Origin of the sequence: Duganella sp. Dugasp56 (genome assembly GCF_047304105.1) — a bacterium.
Lineage (GTDB): Bacteria > Pseudomonadota > Gammaproteobacteria > Burkholderiales > Burkholderiaceae_D > Rugamonas > Rugamonas hordei.
Genome location: NZ_JBGLYQ010000035.1, coordinates 22,669 through 41,627, shown reverse-complemented (window position 1 = coordinate 41,627; position 18,959 = coordinate 22,669). Strand labels below are relative to the sequence as shown.

Below are 18,959 nucleotides of genomic sequence, written 5' to 3'. Positions count from 1 at the left end.
TGATACGTCCGCGTTTCTGCGCCGCACAGGATGGGCATACCCACCGCAATCACCTGATTCTCGCGTATATCCCTGTACCACGCTGCCCCGGCCCAACCAGCCGGGCGGCACAGAGATGACCTACGGGTCGCGGAGTCAATAAAAATGAAACGCATGTTGTTTAATGCTACGCAGCAAGAAGAACTGCGCGTAGCGATCGTCGACGGTCAGAAACTGATCGATATCGACATCGAAACCGCCGGACGCGAACAGCGCAAGTCCAACATCTACAAAGGCGTGATCACCCGCATCGAACCGTCGCTGGAAGCTTGCTTCGTCAGCTACGGCGAAGATCGCCACGGTTTCCTGCCATTCAAGGAAGTAGCACGCACTTACTTCCGCGAAGGTGTCGATGTCCGTAACGCCTCGGTCAAGGAAGCGCTGCGCGAAGGCCAGGAAATCATGGTCCAGGTCGAAAAGGAAGAGCGCGGCAACAAGGGCGCCGCCCTGACCTCCTTCGTCTCGCTGGCCGGCCGCTACCTGGTGCTGATGCCGAACAACCCGCGCGGTGGTGGTGTTTCCCGCCGGGTCGAAGGTGAAGAGCGCCAGGAATTGCGCGAAACCATGGACAAGCTGGACTTGCCGCCAGGCATGTCGGTCATCGCCCGCACCGCCGGCATCGGCCGCAACGTCGACGAGCTGCAGTGGGACTTGAACTACCTGATGCAACTGTGGCGCGCGATCGAAGGCGCCGGCAAGTCGGCATCCGGCGCGTTCCTGATCTACCAGGAATCGTCGCTGGTGATCCGCGCCATCCGCGACTACTTCCAGCCGGACATCGGCGAAATCCTGATCGACACCGACGACATCTACGAACAGGCTCACCAGTTCATGAGCCACGTGATGCCGGACATGGTGCACCGCGTGAAGCGCTACAGCGACGACGTGCCGCTGTTCTCCCGCTTCCAGATCGAGCACCAGATCGAAACCGCGTACTCGCGCACCGTGCCGCTGCCATCGGGCGGCGCCATCGTCATCGACCACACCGAAGCGCTGGTCTCGGTCGACGTCAACTCGGCCCGCGCCACCCGCGGTTCGGACATCGAGACCACCGCCTTCAACACCAACTGCGAAGCGGCCGAAGAAGTGGCCCGCCAGCTGCGCCTGCGCGACCTGGGCGGCCTGATCGTGATCGACTTCATCGACATGGAAGTGGCCAAGAACCAGCGCGAAGTCGAACAGCGCCTGAAAGACGCGCTGCACCACGACCGCGCCCGCGTCCAGATGGGCAAGATTTCCCGCTTCGGCCTGATGGAACTGTCGCGCCAGCGCCTGCGTCCGTCGTTGTCCGAAGGTTCGCACGTGACCTGCCCGCGCTGCTCCGGCACCGGCCACATCCGCGACACCGAATCGTCCGCCCTGCAGGTGCTGCGCATCATCCAGGAAGAGGCGATGAAGGAAAACTCGGCCACCATCCACGTGCAGGTTCCCGTGGACGTGGCAGCCTTCCTGCTGAACGAAAAACGCGGCGAAGTGCTGAAGATCGAAAACCGTCACCGCATTTCCGTGATCCTGATCCCGAACAAGCATCTGGACACGCCGCACTACAAGCTGGAACGCATCAAGCACGACGATCCGCGCCTGGAAGACAGCCAGGCGAGCTACTCGCTGGCCGAGCAAGCCGAAACCGACATGGCCTACAGCAAGCGCCAGAAGGAAGAAGCCAAGCCGCGCCAGGAAGCCATGGTCAAGACCATCACCCCGGACCAGCCTGCACCGCTGGTCGAGCGCAAGCCGAGCGAAACCGTCATCAAGCCAGCCCCGGCCCCGGTGCCGGCACCGGCCGAGCAAGGTTTCTTTGCCAAGCTGATCAGTTTCTTCACCGGCAAGCCGGAAACCCCTGCGCTGCCGCAGCAGCCGACCATCGTGGTCAAGGCGCCGTCGGGCGACCGCGGCGACCGCAACGCACGTGGCCCACGCGGCCGCAACCGTAACGGCAAGGGTGCCGGCCGCGGCGAGCGCGAAGAGCGCGAACCAGGCGCGGCCCCGGCCCGTCCGGCAGCCGACGAAGCGAAGGCAGTCGACGCCAACGGCCGTCCGGCACGCCCGCCGCGTCCGCCACGCGAGCCGCGCGAACCGCGTGAAAACCAGGCCGCGGAAGGCCAGGCGCCACGCGAACGCGCAGAACGTCCGGAACGCCCGGAACGTACGCCGCGCCCACCGCGCGAACCGCGTGCCGACAAGGCTCCGGTCGAAGCCAAGGTTGAAGAGCTGGCATTGAATGCCGGCGTGCCGTCGACCGGTCCGGTGACCGACGCCGCCACCAGCATCCTGAAAACCGCGCCGGTGACCGGCCCGGAAGGTGAAGAGAACGAAGCGGCCGATGGCGAAGAACCGCGTCGTCGTCGTCGTCGTGGCGGCCGCAACCGCAATCGCCGCGACCGCGAAGGTGCTGAAGGCGTTGAAGGCCAGGAGTCCGCAGCGGCCGGTGAAGCCGGTGAGCCAGGCGAGCAGATCGCCATGAGCTTCACCGCCACAGCCGCCGAGGCAGCCGTTGCCAGCGACGTTGCCGCACCAGTCGAAGCAGCCGCAGCGCCGGCAGTGGAGGCGCCAGTGGCAGCCGCTGCGCCAGTTGCGCCTGCCACACCGGTAGTCGCGGAAGCGCCGGCAGCACCAGCCGCCGAGCCTGTCGTTGCCGCCGTGGCGGAACCGGAACCTGCACCAGTCGCTGAATACGCGTTCGCTGAAAAGCCAGCCGTTGAAGCTGCACCGGCATCGCCGGTCGTCGAAGCCGTGCCACTGGTCGAACCGGTTGCCGCCGAAGTCGAGGCACCTGCCGCACCGGCACCGGCACCAGCACCAGTTGTAGCGCCAGTCGTCGAAGCGCCGGCAGTGGTTGCCGAGGTAGCCGCTCCGGTCGTGGTGGAAGCCGCGCCGGTGGTCGCTGCTCCGGCACCTGCGCCGGTAGTTGCCCAGCCAGCAGTGGCTCCGGTAGCTGTCGCTCCAGCGCCTGCACCGGCACCGGTGGCGCCATCGGCACCGATCGACCTGCAGGCAGTGCTCGGCTCCGCCGGCCTGACGCTGGCAGCCACCGATCCAGCCAAGCTGCGCGCCGCGCAGGAAGCCGCCGCCAAGGCAGTCGCCCCAGCCCGCGTGCCACGCGAGCGCAAGCCGCTGCCGCCGCAAAATGACGAGCCGCTGGTGCAAGTCGATACCCGCCGATAATCCGGTCCGGTAAAACAAAAAAGGGAAGCTTGATGCTTCCCTTTTTTTCCTTCTGCTTTTTCGCTGTGCCAATGTTCGTATGCCGCTCGTGGTATCGTAGCTGTCTGGGCGCATAACCATCCGCCGCGTCGATTTTAAAAAAAGCAAGATTGCATCACTCATGGCAGAAAAAATCATCCCGATAGTCAGGCAGCCGCATGCTGCGCCGGCCATCCCCGCGATCCTGGAAGCGCCGACCGGCCTGCTGAGCGATCAACTGGCCCGTCCGCTGCACGACCTGCGCATCTCGGTCACCGACCGCTGCAACTTCCGCTGCGTGTACTGCATGCCCAAGGCGGTGTTCGACAACGACTATCAATACCTGCCGCATACCTCGCTGCTGTCGTTCGAGGAAATCACCCGGCTGGCGAAAACCTTCATCGCCCACGGCGTCGAAAAAATCCGCCTGACCGGCGGCGAGCCGCTGCTGCGCAAGAACATCGAAAAGCTGGTGGCCATGCTGGCCGAGCTGAAGACCGTCCACGGCAAGCCGCTGGACCTGACCTTGACCACCAACGCCTCGCTGCTGGCGCGCAAGGCGCAGTCGCTGAAGGACGCCGGCCTGCAGCGCATCACCGTCTCGCTCGACGCGCTCGACAACGCCACCTTCCAGCGCATGAACGACGTCGACTTCGCGGTCGACGATGTGCTCAACGGCATAGACGTGGCGCACCAGGTGGGCCTGGGTCCGATCAAGATCAACATGGTGGTCAAGGGCGGCATGAACGACCAGGAAATCCTGCCGATGGCGCGCCATTTCAGGAACACGCCCTACATCCTGCGCTTCATCGAATACATGGACGTCGGCGCCTCCAACGGCTGGAAGATGGACGAGGTGATCCCGTCGGCCGAGGTGGTGCGCCGCATCCAGGCCGAAATGCCGCTGGAGCCGGTGGCCGCCAACTACACCGGCGAAACCGCCGCGCGCTGGCGCTACGCGGATGGCAGCGGAGAGATCGGCCTGATTTCCAGCGTATCCCAGGCGTTTTGCAGCGACTGCAGCCGCGCGCGCCTGTCGACCGAGGGCAAGCTGTACACCTGCCTGTTCGCCACCAGCGGCCACGATCTGCGCGCACTGCTGCGCGACGGCCGCAGCGACGAGGAAATCGCCAGCGTCGTCGCCCAGCTGTGGCGCGCGCGCGGCGACCGCTATTCGGAACTACGCACCAGCCAGACGGACGGCCTGCAGCGCGCCAACAAAGTGGAAATGTCTTACATCGGGGGATAGTTTGTCTTTGAAGAGCAAGGTCACCGGACTGATACTGGCGGGCGGGCGCGGCACGCGCATGGGGCGCGTCGACAAGGGCCTGCAGCCGTTTCGCGGCGCCACGCTGGTGGCGCACGTGCTGCAACGGCTGGCGCCGCAGGTCTCCATCGTCGCCATCAACGCCAACCGCAACCTGCCGCAGTACCAGGCGGCGGCCGGCGACGCGCCGGTGCTGCCGGATTTCATCGACGGCTTTGAAGGCCCGCTGGCCGGCCTGCAGGTGGGCCTGCAGTACTGTCCGACCGAGCTGCTGCTGACGGCGCCCTGCGATTCGCCTTTCCTGCCGGCCGACCTGGCCGAGCGGCTCTACGCGGCGATGCAGGCAGAAAACGCCGACCTGGCCGTCGCCGTGACGATGGAAAAGGAAGACGGCGCCGCGGAACCTTACCGCCAGCTGCATCCCGTCTTCAGCCTGATGAAGGCCAGCCTGCTGCCGCAGCTGGACGCCTACCTGGACACCGGCGCGCGCCGCATGGAGAGCTGGTACAAATCGCTGCGCGTGGCCGAAGTGCTGTTCGACGACGCCGACGCCTTCCGCAACATCAATACGCTGACCGAACTGCAGCAGCACGAGCGTGAACAGCCGGCACCGACCGCCGTGCCTGCGCCTGCGGGGGACGCCGACACGCTGCCTGTGGCCGAAGCCCGCCGCATCATCTGCGAGCGGGTCGCGCCGGTCGACGGCAACGAAAAACTGGCCCTGCGTGCGTCCCTCGACCGCGTGCTTGCCGAAGACATCATCTCCCCGATCAACGTGCCGGCCTACGACAACTCGGCGATGGACGGCTACGCCCTGCGCGGCGCCGACCTGCCCGCCGACGCCGGCGCGCCCGAAGTCACGCTCAAGGTCATCGGCATCGCCTACGCCGGCCGGCCGTGCACGCAGGCGCCGCAAGCCGGCGAGTGCGTGCGCATCATGACCGGCGCCGCCATCCCGCCCGGCTGCGACAGCGTGCTGCCGCAGGAACTGGCCGAGCACATCGGCGAGCACACCGTCACCATCGGGCATGGCGCGATCCGCGCGGGCGCCAACCTGCGCCGCGCCGGCGAAGATTTGCAGGCCGGCGGCATCGCGCTGGCCAGGGGCAAGATCATGCGTCCCGCCGACCTGGGCCTGGTCGCATCGCTGGGCATTGCCGAGGTGAGCGTGCTGCGCAAGCTGCGCGTGGCCTTCTTCTCCACCGGCGATGAACTGCGCTCGCTGGGAGACTGCCTCGACGACGGCTGCGTCTACGACAGCAACCGCTACACGCTGTTCGGCATGCTGACGCGGCTCGGCTGCGAAGTGATCGACATGGGCGTGGTGCGCGACGATCCCGCCGCGCTGGAAGCGGCGCTGCGTACCGCCGCCGCCGATGCCGACGCCATCGTCACCTCCGGCGGCGTCTCCGAAGGCGCGGCCGACTACACGCGCGACATCATGGCCCGCCTCGGCGACGTCGCCTTCTGGAAGCTGGCGATGCGTCCCGGCCGGCCGCTCGCCTTCGGCCAGGTGCAAGCGGACGGCCATAGCGCCTGGCTGTTCGGCCTACCCGGCAATCCGGTCGCCGTCATGGTGTCGTTCTACATGTTCGCCCGCCCCGCCCTGCTGCGCATGATGGGCACGCAAAATCAAGGCATCCCTGCCATGCGCGCCAAGGCCGCGCAAGCGATACGCAAGCGCCCCGGCCGCACCGAATACCAGCGCGGCATCCTGGACACCGGCGCCGATGGCGAACCGCAAGTGCGCCTGACCGGCGCCCAAGGTTCGGGCATCCTCAGCTCGATGACGGACGCGAACTGCATCGTCGTGCTGCACGACGCGCAGGGCAACGTCGCCGCCGGCGAGATGGTCGAGGTGCTGTTGTTCGACGGGTTGATATAACCGGCCTGGCTTGATGAACCCACCGGCCACTCCACGCCTGCACATCCGCGAACTGCAATCGACGCTGGCCGGCCCCTTCTCCTTCGACCTGGCAGCGGGCCAGTGCCTGACCATCTCCGGCCCATCCGGCGCCGGCAAGAGCCTGCTGCTGCGCATGCTGTGCGACCTCGATCCGAATACCGGCGAGGCGCAACTGAACGGCGTCGCCCGCGCCGCCATGCCCGCTCCCGCGTGGCGCGCCAGCGTGGTCTACCAGCCGGCCGAGGCCGCGTGGTGGCTGCCGACCGCCGCCGGTCATTTCAAGCCGGGACAGATGGACCACGTGCGCGAACTGCTGCCGCAACTGAACCTGTCGCCGGACCTGCTGGACAATGAGATCGGCCGCCTGTCCACCGGCGAGCGTCAGCGCATGGCGCTGATACGCTCGCTGGCTTGCCGGCCGCAGGTGCTGCTGCTCGACGAACCCACCGCCGCGCTGGACCCGCAATCGGTCGCCGCCACGGAACGGCTGCTGCAAAAGGAACTGGCGGCCGGCCTGTCGATCATCCTGGTCACGCACTCCGAAGCGCAGGCGCAAACCCTCGGCCACCGCTCCATGATCATGCGCGACCGCCGCCTGACGGAAGCCGCGCCATGACCGGTATGACGCCGATCCAGCCCAGCGCGGTCGACCTGGCCGTCGCCTCCTCGCTGATCCTGCTGAACGCCGCCATCTCGGCCTATCTCGGCCTGCGCATGCAACGCCAGATGCTGTGGTCGGCCCTGCGCATGGTGGTGCAGCTGTTGCTGGTCGGCGTGGTGCTGCGCTGGGTGTTCGCGCTGGCCTCGCCGGCCGCCACGCTGGCCGTCGCGCTGCTGATGATCGTCGCCGCCGCGCGCGAGGTGGCGGTGCGGCCCGCGCACGGCCTGCGCGGCTGGCCCGGCGTGTGGCTGAGCACCGCCAGCGTCGGCCTGTCCAGCATCGCCACGGTGATGCTGGCCCTGTTCACGGTGCTGCATCCGACGCCGTGGTACGAGCCGCAATACGCGATCCCGCTGATCGGCATCGTGCTGGGCAACGTGCTCAATTCCGCCAGCCTCGGACTCGATACCTTCTACAGCGGCGTGGTCGACGCCCGCGGCGCGATCGAGGCGCAACTGGTACTGGGCGCCTCGCGCAACGAGGCGCTGGCGCCGCTGATCCGGGCTTCGGTACGCAAGGGCCTGATCCCCATCATCAACCAGATGTCGGCGGCCGGCATCATCACGCTGCCCGGCATCATGACCGGCCAGATCCTCGCCGGCATGGACCCGATGGACGCGGTGCGCTACCAGATCCTGCTGATGTTCCTGCTGGCCGGCGGCAGCGGCCTGTCGGTCGCGCTGGCGGTGTACCTGGCGGCGCGCAGCGTCACCGACGAACGCCACCGGCTGCGGCTGGAACGACTACAGAAACGCTAGCTATCTTCTCTGAGACGCAGCAGCGCCTCGGCCGAGTTGACGAACAACGCTGCATCTTTCTCGATGCGCCGGAACGCCCGGCCCAGACTGGCGCGCATGAAAGTGCTGTGCGCGTAGCGCGTGACCTTGCTGTAGTAGCGCTCCGCCAGGCCGTTGACCGCCTTGACGTAATCGTCCATCAAGTCCGGCGCGATGGAGAAGTTGTCGTAGTTGATCACCGCCGGCACCTTGCGGCCCAGCGGCGCCAGCCGCTCCGCCACCATGTCGCAGATGGTGGCAATGGTGGCCGCATCGGTCACCTCGAAGCCTTCGAAGTTCACGAAGAACAGCTGCTGCTGGGCGTCGTACACCAGCCGCCGTTCCAGCGGCTGCGCCAAGAAATCGCCGCGCCAGTTCATCGCCAGCGGCGAGAAGATGCGCGCGTCCATCAGCTTCAGTTGCGCGCTGACCGCCGGTTTGAAATCCATATGCGCCAGGATGTCGCGCTCGAGGTCCATGCCCGGCGCGATCTCGACCAGCTCCAGGCCCGACATGCCGCCGTCGAGCACCAGCCGGAACACGCAGCGCTCGGTGACGAACAAGGCTTCCTGCCCGCGCCGCGCCGCGTATTCGCCGCTGTAGGTGCGGTGCTCGACTTCGTTGATGAACTTGCGCGTGGCGCCCTTGTCGGCGGTGAAGGTGCCGACAAACACCACCTTGCGCGCGTTCTGGCTGATGTTGATGAAGCCCCCCGCGCCGGCCAGGCGGCTGCCGAATTTGCTGACGTTCAGGTTGCCGTGGCGGTCCGCCTGCGCCAGGCCCAGCACCGCGACATCGAGGCCGCCGCCGTCGTAGAAATCGAACTGGTACGGCTGGTCGATAATGGCGTCCGCATTGGTCGCCGCGCCGAAGTTCAGGCCTCCGGCCGGCATGCCGCCGATCACGCCTGGCTCCGCCGTCAGCGTCACCAGGTCCAGCAGCTTTTCCTCGGCCGCCACGGCGGCCACGCCCTCGGGCATGCCGATGCCCAGGTTGACGACGTTGTTCGGACGCAGCTCCATCAACGCGCGCCGGGCGATGATCTTGCGCTCGGACAGCGGCATCGGCACCACCGCCGACAAGGGCACGCGCACCTCGCCGGCAAAGGCCGCGCTGTAAGGCTCGGCGAAGGTCTGCATATGGTATTCGGGCTTTTCCGCCACCACCACGCAGTCGACCAGTACGCCGGGGATCTTCACTTGGCGCGGATTGAGCGTGCCCCGTTCGGCGATCCGTTCCACCTGCACGATGACGATGCCGCCCGAGTTGTGCGCCGCCATCGCGATCGCCAGCGCTTCCAGCGTCAGGGCCTCGCGCTCCATGGTGACATTGCCGTTGGCGTCGGCCGTGGTGCCGCGAATGATGCCGACGTGGATGGGCTGCGCCTTGTAGAACAGGTACTCCTTGCCGCCCATGGTCATCAGCTCGACCAGTTCCTCGGTGGTGCGGTCGTTGATCTTGCCGCCGCCGTGGCGCGGATCGACAAAGGTGCCGAGGCCGACGTGGGTCAGCAGGCCGGGCTTGCCGGCGGCGGTGTCGCGGAACAGCTGGCTGATGACGCCTTGCGGCAGGTTGTAGGCCTCGGCCTTGCCACTGATGGCCAGCTGCTGCAGCTTGGGCGCGAGGCTCCAGTGGCCGCCGATGATGCGCTTCAGCAGGCCTTCGTGGCCAAAGTGGTTCAGGCCGCGGTCCTTGCCATCGCCCTGGCCGGCCGCGTAGACCAGCGTCAGGTCGCGCGGATGGGCGTCGGCCAGGAAGCGCTGTTCCAGCGCCACGGCGATGTTCTCGGCGAATCCCACGCCGACAAAGCCGCCGGTGGCGATGGTGTCGCCATCGCGTATCAGGCCGACCGCGTCGGCCGCGCTGACGATCTTGCTGCGCTGGACGGCCGGCATGCCGACCGTGGAAAAATCAGGGGGACGAGCAGGCATGGCAAGCTCCGTTTTTAGTCTCGTTTTAGTCTACATCCAGATCGTTCTTGTCTAGTTCAGGACCAAGCAGCAGCTGGGCCGCCTCGCTCGGCAATGCTTCCACCGTCTTCAGCTTGCGCGCCATCTGGCGGCTGCGGGTTTCGGCCGTCTCGATGTTCTTGGCCGCGCGCTCCAGCGACAGCTTGGTGGCGGCCAGCACGTCGCCGAACTTGCCGAACTCCGTCTTCACCGCGCCCAGCACCTGCCACACTTCCGACGAACGCTTTTCCAGCGCCAAGGTGCGGAAGCCCATCTGCAAGCTGTTGAGCAGCGCCGACAAGGTCGACGGCCCGGCGATGCTGATGCGGTTCACGCGCTGCAGCTCGTCGGCCAGGCCGGGACGCCGCATCACTTCCGCATACAGGCCCTCGGTCGGCAGGAACAGGATGGCGAAATCGGTGGTGTGCGGCGGCGAGACGTATTTCTCCGAAATCGTCTTGGCCTCGACACGCACCGCACGTTCCAGCTCCCGTCCGGCCAGCGCCACGCCGTCCGCGTCCGCGCGCTCGGCCGCATCCAGCAGGCGTTCGTACTGCTCCTTCGGGAACTTGGCGTCGATCGGCATCCACACCGGCGCGCCGCCTTCGACCTGGCCCGGCAGCTTGAGCGCGAACTCCACGCGCGCGCCGCTGCCGGCGATGGTCTCGACGTTCTTGGCATACTGCTCCGGCGTCAGCACCTGCTCCAGCAGCATCTCCAGCTGCACCTCGCCCCAGGTGCCGCGCGTCTTCACGTTGGTCAGCACCCGCTTCAAGTCGCCGACGCCCAGCGCCAGCTGCTGCATCTCGCCCAGCCCCTGGTGCACGCGCTCGAGCCGCTCCGACACCTGCTGGAACGATGCGCTCAAGCGCGCCTCCAGCGTCGCATGCAGCTTCTCGTCGACCGTCTTGCGCATCTCTTCCAGCCGCGAGCCATTGTCGGCCTGCAAGTCCTTGATCTTCGCCTCCAGCGTTGCGCGCACCTCCTGCATGCGCGCGGCGTTCGATTCGGTCAGCCGGATCAGGGCCAGGTTCATGCTGTCGGCGAACTGCTTCAGGCTGCGCGCCTGCTCGTCGCGTCCCACCAGTCCCTGCGCCTCCAGCTGGCGGCGCATCGCCTCGAACTGCTGCACGCTGGCCGCGTGCGTGGCCTGCGCCGTGGTCTGCAGCTGCATCCTCACTTCGCGCTCGACTCGCTCGATGCGCTCGGCCAGGCCGGCGCTGGCCGCAGCATCACCGCCGGCGCGCCCGCGCAGCAGCGCCAGCACCTGCAGCGCCAGCACGGCCAGCCCGATCGCCAGCAGCACAAAAAATTCGGTCTGGCTCATGGCGTCAATCCGGCTTGTTGCGCATCCAGTCGGCGGTTTGATAGAAGGACTCCATCAACCGCAACCGCAGCGCCTCGTCGATGCCGACATCTTCCATCGCCCATGCCATCGCGCGCAGCCACTGGTCGCGTTCCTGGGTGCCGATGGCGAACGGCATGTGCCGCATGCGCAGGCGCGGATGGCCGTGTTCCGCGATGTACAGGTCCGGCCCGCCCATCCAGCCGCTGAGGAACATGAACAGCCGTTCGCGCGCGTTGTCCAGCGTGGGCGGATGCACGGAGCGCAGCAGCGCGAACTCCGCCTCGAGTTCCATCAAATCGTAAAACCGGTCGACCATCTCGCGCACGCGCGATTCGCCGCCGATCACTTCATAGAGAGTTCGGGATTCAGTCATAGCCTCCATGATAGCGTACCGGGCGGCGATCCGCGCCTTCAGGCGCTCTTACACCAGCGCCAGCCGGCGCAGGCGGCGCGTGGACGACCAGTTCTCCAGGTCGATCTCGTCGAGGATGTCGTCGCAGGCCTGGACGATGCGCGACAGCTGCGACCGGTCCAGCCCGGAATTGAGCGTCAGCCGCACCAGCGAACGGTTCTTCGGCGTGGCCGGCGCGCAAAACATGGCGCCATACACGCCGCGCCGCTCCAGCAGCTTGCGCAGCGCCAGCGTCTTGGGCTCCGGGCCGGGCTCCAGCGCGATGATCTGCTCGCTGCCGTCGCCGACGTTGTAGCCCAGCGCGCTCAATTCCTCGCGCACCTCGCGCGAATGCGCGTGCAGCGCGGCGCGGCGGTCGTCGGCCGCCGCCACGAAGTCGACGGCGGCGTCGAACCAGGCCAGCTCGTGCGCCAGCATGCACGAGCTGAAGATGGCGGGCCGCGACTCCGACAGGAAATAGCCCTTGAACTTGGTCGAGCAGGTGATGAAGCCGGCGCGCCCGGCAAACGCCTTGGCCAGCGATGCCGTGCGGAAATGCACCCGCTCGCTCAGCCCCAGTTCCGCCACCAGCCCGGCGCCGCGCGGGCCGTGCGTGCCCAGCGAGTGCGATTCGTCGACGATCAGCAGGCAGCCGGAGCGTTCGGCGATTTCCACCAGCTCCACCAGCGGCGCCAGGCTGCCGTTGGTGCTGTACAGCGCGTCGACCACGATCAGGCCGCTGCCATGGCGCGCCAGCTGCTTTCGCAGATGTTCCATGTCGTTGTGCAGGAAGGTCACCGGCGTGGCGCCGGCCGATTGCACGCCTTCCCACAGCGAGGCGTGCGCCTGCATGTCCAGGTAGACCGGGATGCCCGGCGCCGCCAGCGTCTGCACCAGGCCGACGTTGGCGGCCCAGCCGGACTGGGCCAGGATGCCGTCCTGCGCCCCCATGAAGCGCGCGAATTTCTGTTCCAGCCGGTGCTGGGCGCTGCCCTCCTGCAGGAACACGGCCGACATCAGCAGCTCGCCCGGTCCCCGGCGCAACGCCGCGATCTGCGCGCCCACCAGCGCCGGCTCCCCAGCCAGGCACAGGTAATCGTTTCCGGCGAGGAAAACCGCGCCGGCCGGCGTCGGTTGCCATGCATGCGGATGCTCGCCGCCCAGCAATTGCTCAATACGGGTAATGTAATGTTCGTCCATGCGGCGGGTCACGAATTCGGGCATTTGCTGTTCAGCCGGTAAAGCAAAAGCGCGGGGCTGGGCATGATCTATAGCAATCGCGTGAGGCATTTTTTTGCTCCTGTATGGGTTTTGGAAAAGGTTGTTTTTTTATGAATCCAATGCCAACCATGAGGCCAAAAAAACATGAAGAGATTGATGCGGATCAACTCTTGATTTGAATTGCCGGTTGAAGTTGCAAATTAAGGCGATCATGGGAACTTGATAAAAGTCAATCTCACAATGAAGCCCCCTCTGCAAGAACGCTGGAAACGCTGGCAGCACGGAAAGATCCAGGCCTTGCTGCTCTACCATGGCCGCGAGGACCATGCCATGGTGCGCGTGCTGTTGCTGGCCTGCATAGGCACGGTGGGCATGCCGCTGTACTACGTGATCTGGCAGCATTTCTTTCCGCAGGAATACGAATCGCTGCCGCTGAGGCTGCTGGGGATCCTGCTGAGCGCGCTGGGACTGTTCGCGCGCCAGTTCAGCCGCAGGATGCTGCAGATCTATCTGGTGGTCACGCTGAGCTATATTTTCCCGTTCTTCTTCACCTTCATGTTCCTGATGAACCATGCGTCGGGCGTGTGGAGCGAATCGCTGCTGATCGGCCTGGTGGTGCTGTTCCATTTCGACACCGGCCTGGCGCTGAAGGCCTACGTGGCCGGCACCACGCTGGCGGTCGCCGCCGTCGTCGGGCTGGGCGAAGGCGCCACGCTGCTCAGCCAATCCGTGCTGCAGCAGGTGCCGATCCACTGGTTCACCATCGCCGCGCTGTCGGCCGCCAAGATCAGCCGCCACGTGCTGGCGCAGGAAAAGCTGGCCGGCCTGGGCGCCGGCCTGGCCACCGTGGCCCACGAGCTGCGCACGCCGCTGACCAGCGTCGACGCCAATGTGCGCGGCCTGCTGCGCCTGTTTTCCGACGCCGGCGGCCGCAACCTGGAAGACCGCCTCGGCACCGTCGACGCGCTGGCCCGCATCCAGTTCGAAGTGCGCCACATGAACCACATGATCGACCTGTTCCTGCTCAGCGCGACGGCGGTGCGGCAAAACCTGCGGCCGGTCGAGACGGTGATGATGGACGGCGTGGTGGAGGGCATGCTCAAGCGCTACCCCTTCGTCAACGCGGGCCAGCAAAAAATCGTCGCGCTCGAGGTGCGCCGCAATTTCACCTTCTCCGGCCAGACCGAGCTGTCGGTGGTGATCCTGCTGAACCTGCTGCGCAACGCGCTGAAAGCCGTGCAGCGCGCCGGCAAGGGCCGCGTGCGCATCGTGGTCGACGGCGCCCATGTGCCGCCGCGCCTGCTATTCATCGACACCGGCTGCGGCATTCCGGCCCAGCAGATGCCGCTGATCTTCCGCCGCTTCTACTCCTTTCCGCCGCATAACGGCGCCGGCATCGGCCTGGCGCTGTGCGAAGAAATCATGAGCGCCTGGAACGCCACCATCCGTTGCGTATCGCGCGAGAGCGCCTATGCGATTTTTGTCCTGGAATTTCCCCAGCCGTCCCTCCCGAGGTGAAACATGCATCTGCCCGTCTACTCCCATCCCACGCTGACCGTGCTGGTCGACGACAGCGACTCGTTCCTGAAAAGTCTGTCGTTCCAGCTCGATCCCATGCTGGCCAGCAAGACCTTCCATGACACCACGGCCGCGCTGCAATGGCTGCGACAGGGAACCCAATCGGGGAGCGTACCGCTGCACGTCAATTTCGACATGCAGAACCTGCCGGCCGACCAGTGCAACGTGGCGCTGGACCTGGAGTGCATCTACCGCATCGGCGAGCAGCGCCAGCGCTTCGCGACGCCGTCGGTGCTGGTGGTGGATTATTCGATGCCGCAGATGAACGGGCTGGAATTCTGCGAGGCGGTGGCGCACCTGCCGTGCAAGAAGATCCTGTTCACCGGCGCCGCCGACGAGAAGATCGCCGTGGGCGCCTTCAACCGCGGCCTGATCGACCGCTACATCAAGAAGAGCGACGACCACGCGCTCGACATCCTGGAGCTGGAGATCGCCGCGCTGCAGCGGGCGTATTTCGACGCGCAGTCCGAGACGCTGCGCGAGCTGGTGCTGCTGCATAACTACCACTTCCTCGGCGACCCGGCGCTGGCCCAGCTGGTGCGCCAGCTCAGCGACAGCAAGGGCTTCGTCGAGCACTACATCTTCCCGGCGCCGACCGGCATCCTGTTCCTCGACAAGCACGGCAAGGCCAGCCTGATGATGATAGAGACCGAACAGGGCATGTACGCGCAATACGAGATCGCCCGCGACAGCGACGCCCCGCCGTCGCTGCTGGACGCGCTGCTGGAGCGCCGCGTGCTGCCGTTCTTCTCCGATCCCTACGGCGACGGCATGTATTCAAGCCGCGTGGCCGACAACTGGCACCGCTACTGCGCGGCGCCGCAGATCTGCCAGGGCCGCGAGACCTACTACTGGGCGCTGTTCGACCTGCCGTCGCACTACTTCGACAAGCGGCCCTATTCCTACGCCCAGTTCCTCAAGGAGCAGATGGCGCAGGAAAGCGTGGCGGCTTAAGTCTTAAGCCTTAAGCCTCGCGCAGCGTCTGCAGCGGCGGCTGGCGCAGCACGTTGCGCAGGCCCAGCCAGCCGCCGGCGATGGCGCACAGCGCGCCGGCCAGCAAGCCGACCACCCACACGGACGGGTTGAAGCTCCAGGCGAACTTGAACTGGTACGTGGCCAGCGCCCAGCCCATGGCCGCCGCGCCGGTCGCCGCCAGCACGCCGGACAAGGCGCCCACCAGCGAGAACTCGATCAGCTGCGCCTGCGACAGCTGCCTGCGCGTGGCGCCCAGCGCCCGCAGCAGGCCCGATTCGCGGGTGCGCTCGTCCTGCGATCCCATCAGCGCCGCATACAGCACCAGCACGCCGGAGGCCAAGGTGAACACGAACAGGAACTCGACCGCCGTCACCACCTGGTCCAGCACCGCCTGCACCTGGCGCAGCAGGCCGCCGACGTCGACGATGGTCAGGTTGGGGTAATCGCGCGTCAACGCGTTCATCACCGCGCCCTGCCCTTGCGGCAGATGGAAGGCGGTGATCCAGCTCTGCGACACTTCCGTCATCGCGGCAGGGTTGATGATGACGAAGAAATTGACCCGCATCGAACCCCATTCCAGCTTGCGCAGGCTGGTGATGGTGGCGTCCACCGGCGCGCCGGCGATGTCGAAGCGCAGCTTGTCGCCCAGCTTCCAGCGCAGCGTCTTGGCGATGCCCTCTTCCACCGAGGCTTCCGGCGCGCCCGGCTTGTCGGCGAACCACTGGCCGGCGCTGATCTTGTTCTCGGCCTGCATGCGCGCCATCGTCGACAGGTTGAATTCGCGATCGGCCAGGCCCTTGGCGCGGTCCTCGGTGTAGGTCTCGGCGGTGACGGGCTTGCCGTTCACGGCGGTCAGGCGGCCGCGTATCATCGGATACTGCGGCGCATACGCCACGCCCGCCGCCTGCAGCCGCTTGCCGATGTCGGCGGCCTGCTCCGGCTGGATGTTGATGATGAAGCGGTTCGGCGCATCCGGCGGCGTGGCGTTGCGCCAGGCCGTCATCAGGTCGCCGCGCACCACGGTCAGCACCAGCAGCGCCATCATGCCCAAGGCCAGCGACACCACCTGCACCACCGTCGCGCCGGGACGGCGCTGCAATGACGTTACGGCGAAGCGCCAGCTCTGGTGGTCGATCGCGCGGCGCAGCGGCTTGAGCGCGGCCAGCCCGCCCCAGGCCACCAGCCCGAACACGGCGAACGCGCCGAGGAAGCCCAGCGCCGTGTACAGCGCCAGCTGCGCGTCGCCCGCCTGCCACAGCAGCAGCACGACAAAGCCGGCCATGCCGAGGCCATAGGTGGCCAGCGCCGCCATCTGCGGCGGCTCCTGCTCGCGCCGGATCACGCGGTTGTGCGGCACCTTGCGCAGCTGGAGTATCGGCGGCAGCGCGAACGCGGCCAACAGCAGCATGCCGGTGGCCACACCCTGCAGCGCCGGGTAGATGGTCGGCGCCGGCAGGTCGGCCGACACCAGCTTGCCCAGCACTTCCAGCAGCACGTAGTGGCCGCCGAAACCGACCGCCACGCCCATCAGACTGCCCACCAGGCCGACCAGCAGGAATTCGGTCAGGTACATCAGCGTGACCTGGTTCTGCGTCAGGCCCAGGCAGCGCAGCATGGCGCAGGCATCCAGGTGGCGCTGCATGAAGCGGCGCGCGGCCATCGCCACGGCCACCGCCGCCAGCATCGCCGACAGCAGGCCGACCAGCGACAGGAAGCGGTCGGCGCGGTCCAGCGTGGCGCGCATTTCGGGCCGGCCGTTCTCCAGCGACTCGACGCGCACGCCCTTGGTGTTGTTGTTCTTGATTTCCGCCTGCAGCCATTGCTCGTAGGCGCTGGCCACGGCCGCGCCGTTCTTCAGCGACGCCGGTGCCGCCACCAGCAGGCGGTAGGACACGCGCGAGCCGGGCTGGATCAGATTGGTCGCCTCGACGTCGGCCAGCGCGAACATCACGCGCGGCGCGAAGGCGAGGAAGTTGGCGCCGCGGTCCGGCTCGGAGGCGATCAGCTGGGCGATGCGGAAGCTCTTGTCGCCCAGCTTGATCCGGCCGCCGACCTGCGTCTTCAGGCTGCCCAGCAGGCCGGCGTCGATCCAGACGGTGCCCGGCGCCGGCACGCCGGCGGCCGGTGCGCCCTGGCTTTGCTCGGCCTGTTCGGCGTCGGTGGTGATCTTCAGCTGGCCGCGCAGCGGGTAGCCGGGGCCGACCGCCTTCAGCGACGCCAGCAGCGACGTCGATTGCTCGCCCTCGCCCGCCTGCGCCATGCTGGGGAAGCTGAGTGTGTCGGTCATCCGCAGGCCGCGCCGGGCCGCTTCCGCGCGCCACGCCGGGTTGACCGGCAGGTCGGCGCTGACGACGACGTCGGCGCCCAGCAGCTGGTGGGCGTCGCGATCGAGGCCGCTGCGCAGGCGGTCGATGAAGAAGCCGGTGGCCGACAGCGCGGCAACGGCCACCGTCAGCGCGATCAGCAGGAAGCGCAATTGACCGGCGCGCCAGTCGCGCGCGGTCATCTTCAGGGCGAGTTTGAACATGGGGGATTACAGTGCGAGGGCGGCGAAATAGGCGTCGACTTCATCGAGGAACTTCTGCTTCTGCTGCGCCGGCAGGAAGGCGGCGGCGAAGCTGTTGCGCGCCAGCCGCTGCGCATGCGACAGGCCCAATGGCAGCGCCTCGAAGGTGGCGACGAAGTTGGCGTTCATGTAGCCGCCGAAGTAGGCCGGATCGTCCGAGTTCACCGTCGCCACGATGCCGGCGTCCAGCAGCTGCAGCAGGTTGTGCTGCTCCATGCGCTCGAACACGCACAGCTTGACGTTGGACAGCGGGCACACCGTCAGCGCGATCTGCTCGCGCGCCAGGCGCTGCGTCAGCGCCGCGTCTTCCAGGCAGCGCACGCCGTGGTCGATGCGCTCGACCTTCAGCGTGTCGAGCGCGGTCTCGATGTAGGCCGGCGGGCCTTCCTCGCCCGCGTGCGCGACCAGGTGGAAGCCCAGCTTGCGGCACTTGGCGAACACGCGCGCGAACTTCTCCGGCGGATTGCCGACCTCGGACGAATCGAGCCCGATGCCGATGTACTTGTCGCGGTAAGGCAGCGCCTCCTCCAGCGTGGCGAAGGCGTCTTCCTCCGACAGGTGGCGCAGGAAGCTGAGGATAAGCGTGGCGCTGACCGGGCTGTCCTGGCAGGCGCGGTGGATGCCGTCGATCACGGTCTTGATCGGCACGCCGCGCGCCGTATGCGTCTGCGGGTCGAAGAAGATTTCCGTGTGGCGCACGTTGTCCTGCTCGGCGCGCTTCAGGTAGGCCGCCGTCATGTCGTAGAAATCCTGCTCCTGCAGCAGCACGCTGGCACCGGCATAGTAGATGTCGAGGAAGGATTGCAGGTCGGTGAAGGCATAGGCCGCGCGCAATTCCTCCACCGAGCCGTACGCCAGCTGGACGTTGTTGCGCCGGGCCAGCGCGAAGATCAGTTCCGGCTCCAGCGAACCTTCGATGTGGATGTGCAGTTCGGCCTTCGGCATCTGCTGCACGACGGTGCGCAATTGTTCGTTCAACATTATTCTTTTTCCCTTGTGACGGATGGCTGGATCAACGCATCTTAGCGCATGATGCGAGAGTGCGACAGCGGCCGCCAAGTTGCGGCAAAATTTATCTGTTTGAGGTGCGATCAGCACG

At 66.8% G+C, this 18,959-nt stretch carries 13 protein-coding genes; 7 read left to right on the top strand and 6 right to left on the bottom strand.

What is annotated here, in order from left to right; genetic code table 11:
• The first annotated feature begins 144 nt into the window (after window positions 1-144).
• From ACCD07_RS22775 to ACCD07_RS22755, 5 genes are all read left to right on the top strand, one after another.
• The gene (locus tag ACCD07_RS22775; RefSeq protein WP_413448650.1) at window positions 145-3,204 is read left to right on the top strand and encodes an Rne/Rng family ribonuclease; all 3,060 of its coding nucleotides are present in this window, start codon (window positions 145-147) and stop codon (window positions 3,202-3,204) included.
• Window positions 3,205-3,364: 160 nt separating this feature from the next.
• Window positions 3,365-4,471 (top strand): GTP 3',8-cyclase MoaA, encoded by a 1,107-nt coding sequence (moaA, locus tag ACCD07_RS22770; protein ID WP_176654159.1) that lies wholly within the window; start codon window positions 3,365-3,367, stop codon window positions 4,469-4,471.
• A 1-nt stretch (window position 4,472) separates the two neighbouring features.
• Window positions 4,473-6,374 carry a gephyrin-like molybdotransferase Glp gene (gene glp, locus ACCD07_RS22765; RefSeq protein WP_413448649.1) on the top strand — a complete coding sequence of 634 codons (1,902 nt, stop codon included), beginning with the start codon at window positions 4,473-4,475 and terminating at the stop codon, window positions 6,372-6,374.
• A gap of 13 nt (window positions 6,375-6,387) precedes the next feature.
• Complete coding sequence (locus tag ACCD07_RS22760) at window positions 6,388-7,011, top strand: ATP-binding cassette domain-containing protein (protein ID WP_413448648.1); 624 nt, start codon at window positions 6,388-6,390, stop codon at window positions 7,009-7,011.
• A gap of 5 nt (window positions 7,012-7,016) precedes the next feature.
• A complete protein-coding gene (locus tag ACCD07_RS22755; RefSeq protein ID WP_176654479.1) occupies window positions 7,017-7,814 on the top strand; it encodes an ABC transporter permease in 798 nt (265 codons plus the stop codon).
• Here ACCD07_RS22755 and ACCD07_RS22750 read toward each other — a convergent pair.
• The 4 genes from ACCD07_RS22750 to cqsA are packed head-to-tail and all read right to left on the bottom strand — an operon-like array spanning window position 7,811 to window position 12,744.
• Window positions 7,811-9,763, bottom strand: a complete 1,953-nt coding sequence (locus ACCD07_RS22750) for an acyl CoA:acetate/3-ketoacid CoA transferase (protein ID WP_413448647.1) — start codon at window positions 9,761-9,763, stop codon at window positions 7,811-7,813. The two genes, ACCD07_RS22755 and ACCD07_RS22750, sit on opposite strands and share 4 nt — an antisense overlap.
• A gap of 25 nt (window positions 9,764-9,788) precedes the next feature.
• Window positions 9,789-11,108, bottom strand: coding sequence for a DNA recombination protein RmuC (locus tag ACCD07_RS22745; protein ID WP_413448646.1), 1,320 nt, complete (start codon window positions 11,106-11,108; stop codon window positions 9,789-9,791).
• Between the two features lie 4 nt (window positions 11,109-11,112).
• Window positions 11,113-11,511, bottom strand: a complete 399-nt coding sequence (locus ACCD07_RS22740) for a group II truncated hemoglobin (protein WP_353403235.1) — start codon at window positions 11,509-11,511, stop codon at window positions 11,113-11,115.
• Between the two features lie 39 nt (window positions 11,512-11,550).
• Window positions 11,551-12,744: an alpha-hydroxyketone-type quorum-sensing autoinducer synthase gene (gene cqsA, locus ACCD07_RS22735; RefSeq protein ID WP_413448645.1), complete on the bottom strand. Its 1,194-nt coding sequence runs from the start codon at window positions 12,742-12,744 to the stop codon at window positions 11,551-11,553.
• Between the two features lie 237 nt (window positions 12,745-12,981).
• Here cqsA and ACCD07_RS22730 point away from each other — a divergent pair, with 237 nt between their 5' ends.
• Together ACCD07_RS22730 and ACCD07_RS22725 are read left to right on the top strand one after the other, a co-directional pair.
• Window positions 12,982-14,259: a sensor histidine kinase gene (locus ACCD07_RS22730; protein ID WP_176654152.1), complete on the top strand. Its 1,278-nt coding sequence runs from the start codon at window positions 12,982-12,984 to the stop codon at window positions 14,257-14,259.
• Window positions 14,260-14,262: 3 nt separating this feature from the next.
• Window positions 14,263-15,273 carry a hypothetical protein gene (locus ACCD07_RS22725; protein ID WP_353403238.1) on the top strand — a complete coding sequence of 337 codons (1,011 nt, stop codon included), beginning with the start codon at window positions 14,263-14,265 and terminating at the stop codon, window positions 15,271-15,273.
• 10 nt (window positions 15,274-15,283) lie between these two features.
• Here ACCD07_RS22725 and ACCD07_RS22720 read toward each other — a convergent pair whose 3' ends face one another.
• Both ACCD07_RS22720 and ACCD07_RS22715 read right to left on the bottom strand, forming a co-directional pair.
• The gene (locus tag ACCD07_RS22720; RefSeq protein WP_413448644.1) at window positions 15,284-17,821 is read right to left on the bottom strand and encodes an ABC transporter permease; all 2,538 of its coding nucleotides are present in this window, start codon (window positions 17,819-17,821) and stop codon (window positions 15,284-15,286) included.
• 6 nt (window positions 17,822-17,827) lie between these two features.
• The gene (locus ACCD07_RS22715) at window positions 17,828-18,841 is read right to left on the bottom strand and encodes an adenosine deaminase (RefSeq protein WP_413448643.1); all 1,014 of its coding nucleotides are present in this window, start codon (window positions 18,839-18,841) and stop codon (window positions 17,828-17,830) included.
• Window positions 18,842-18,959 lie beyond the last annotated feature (118 nt).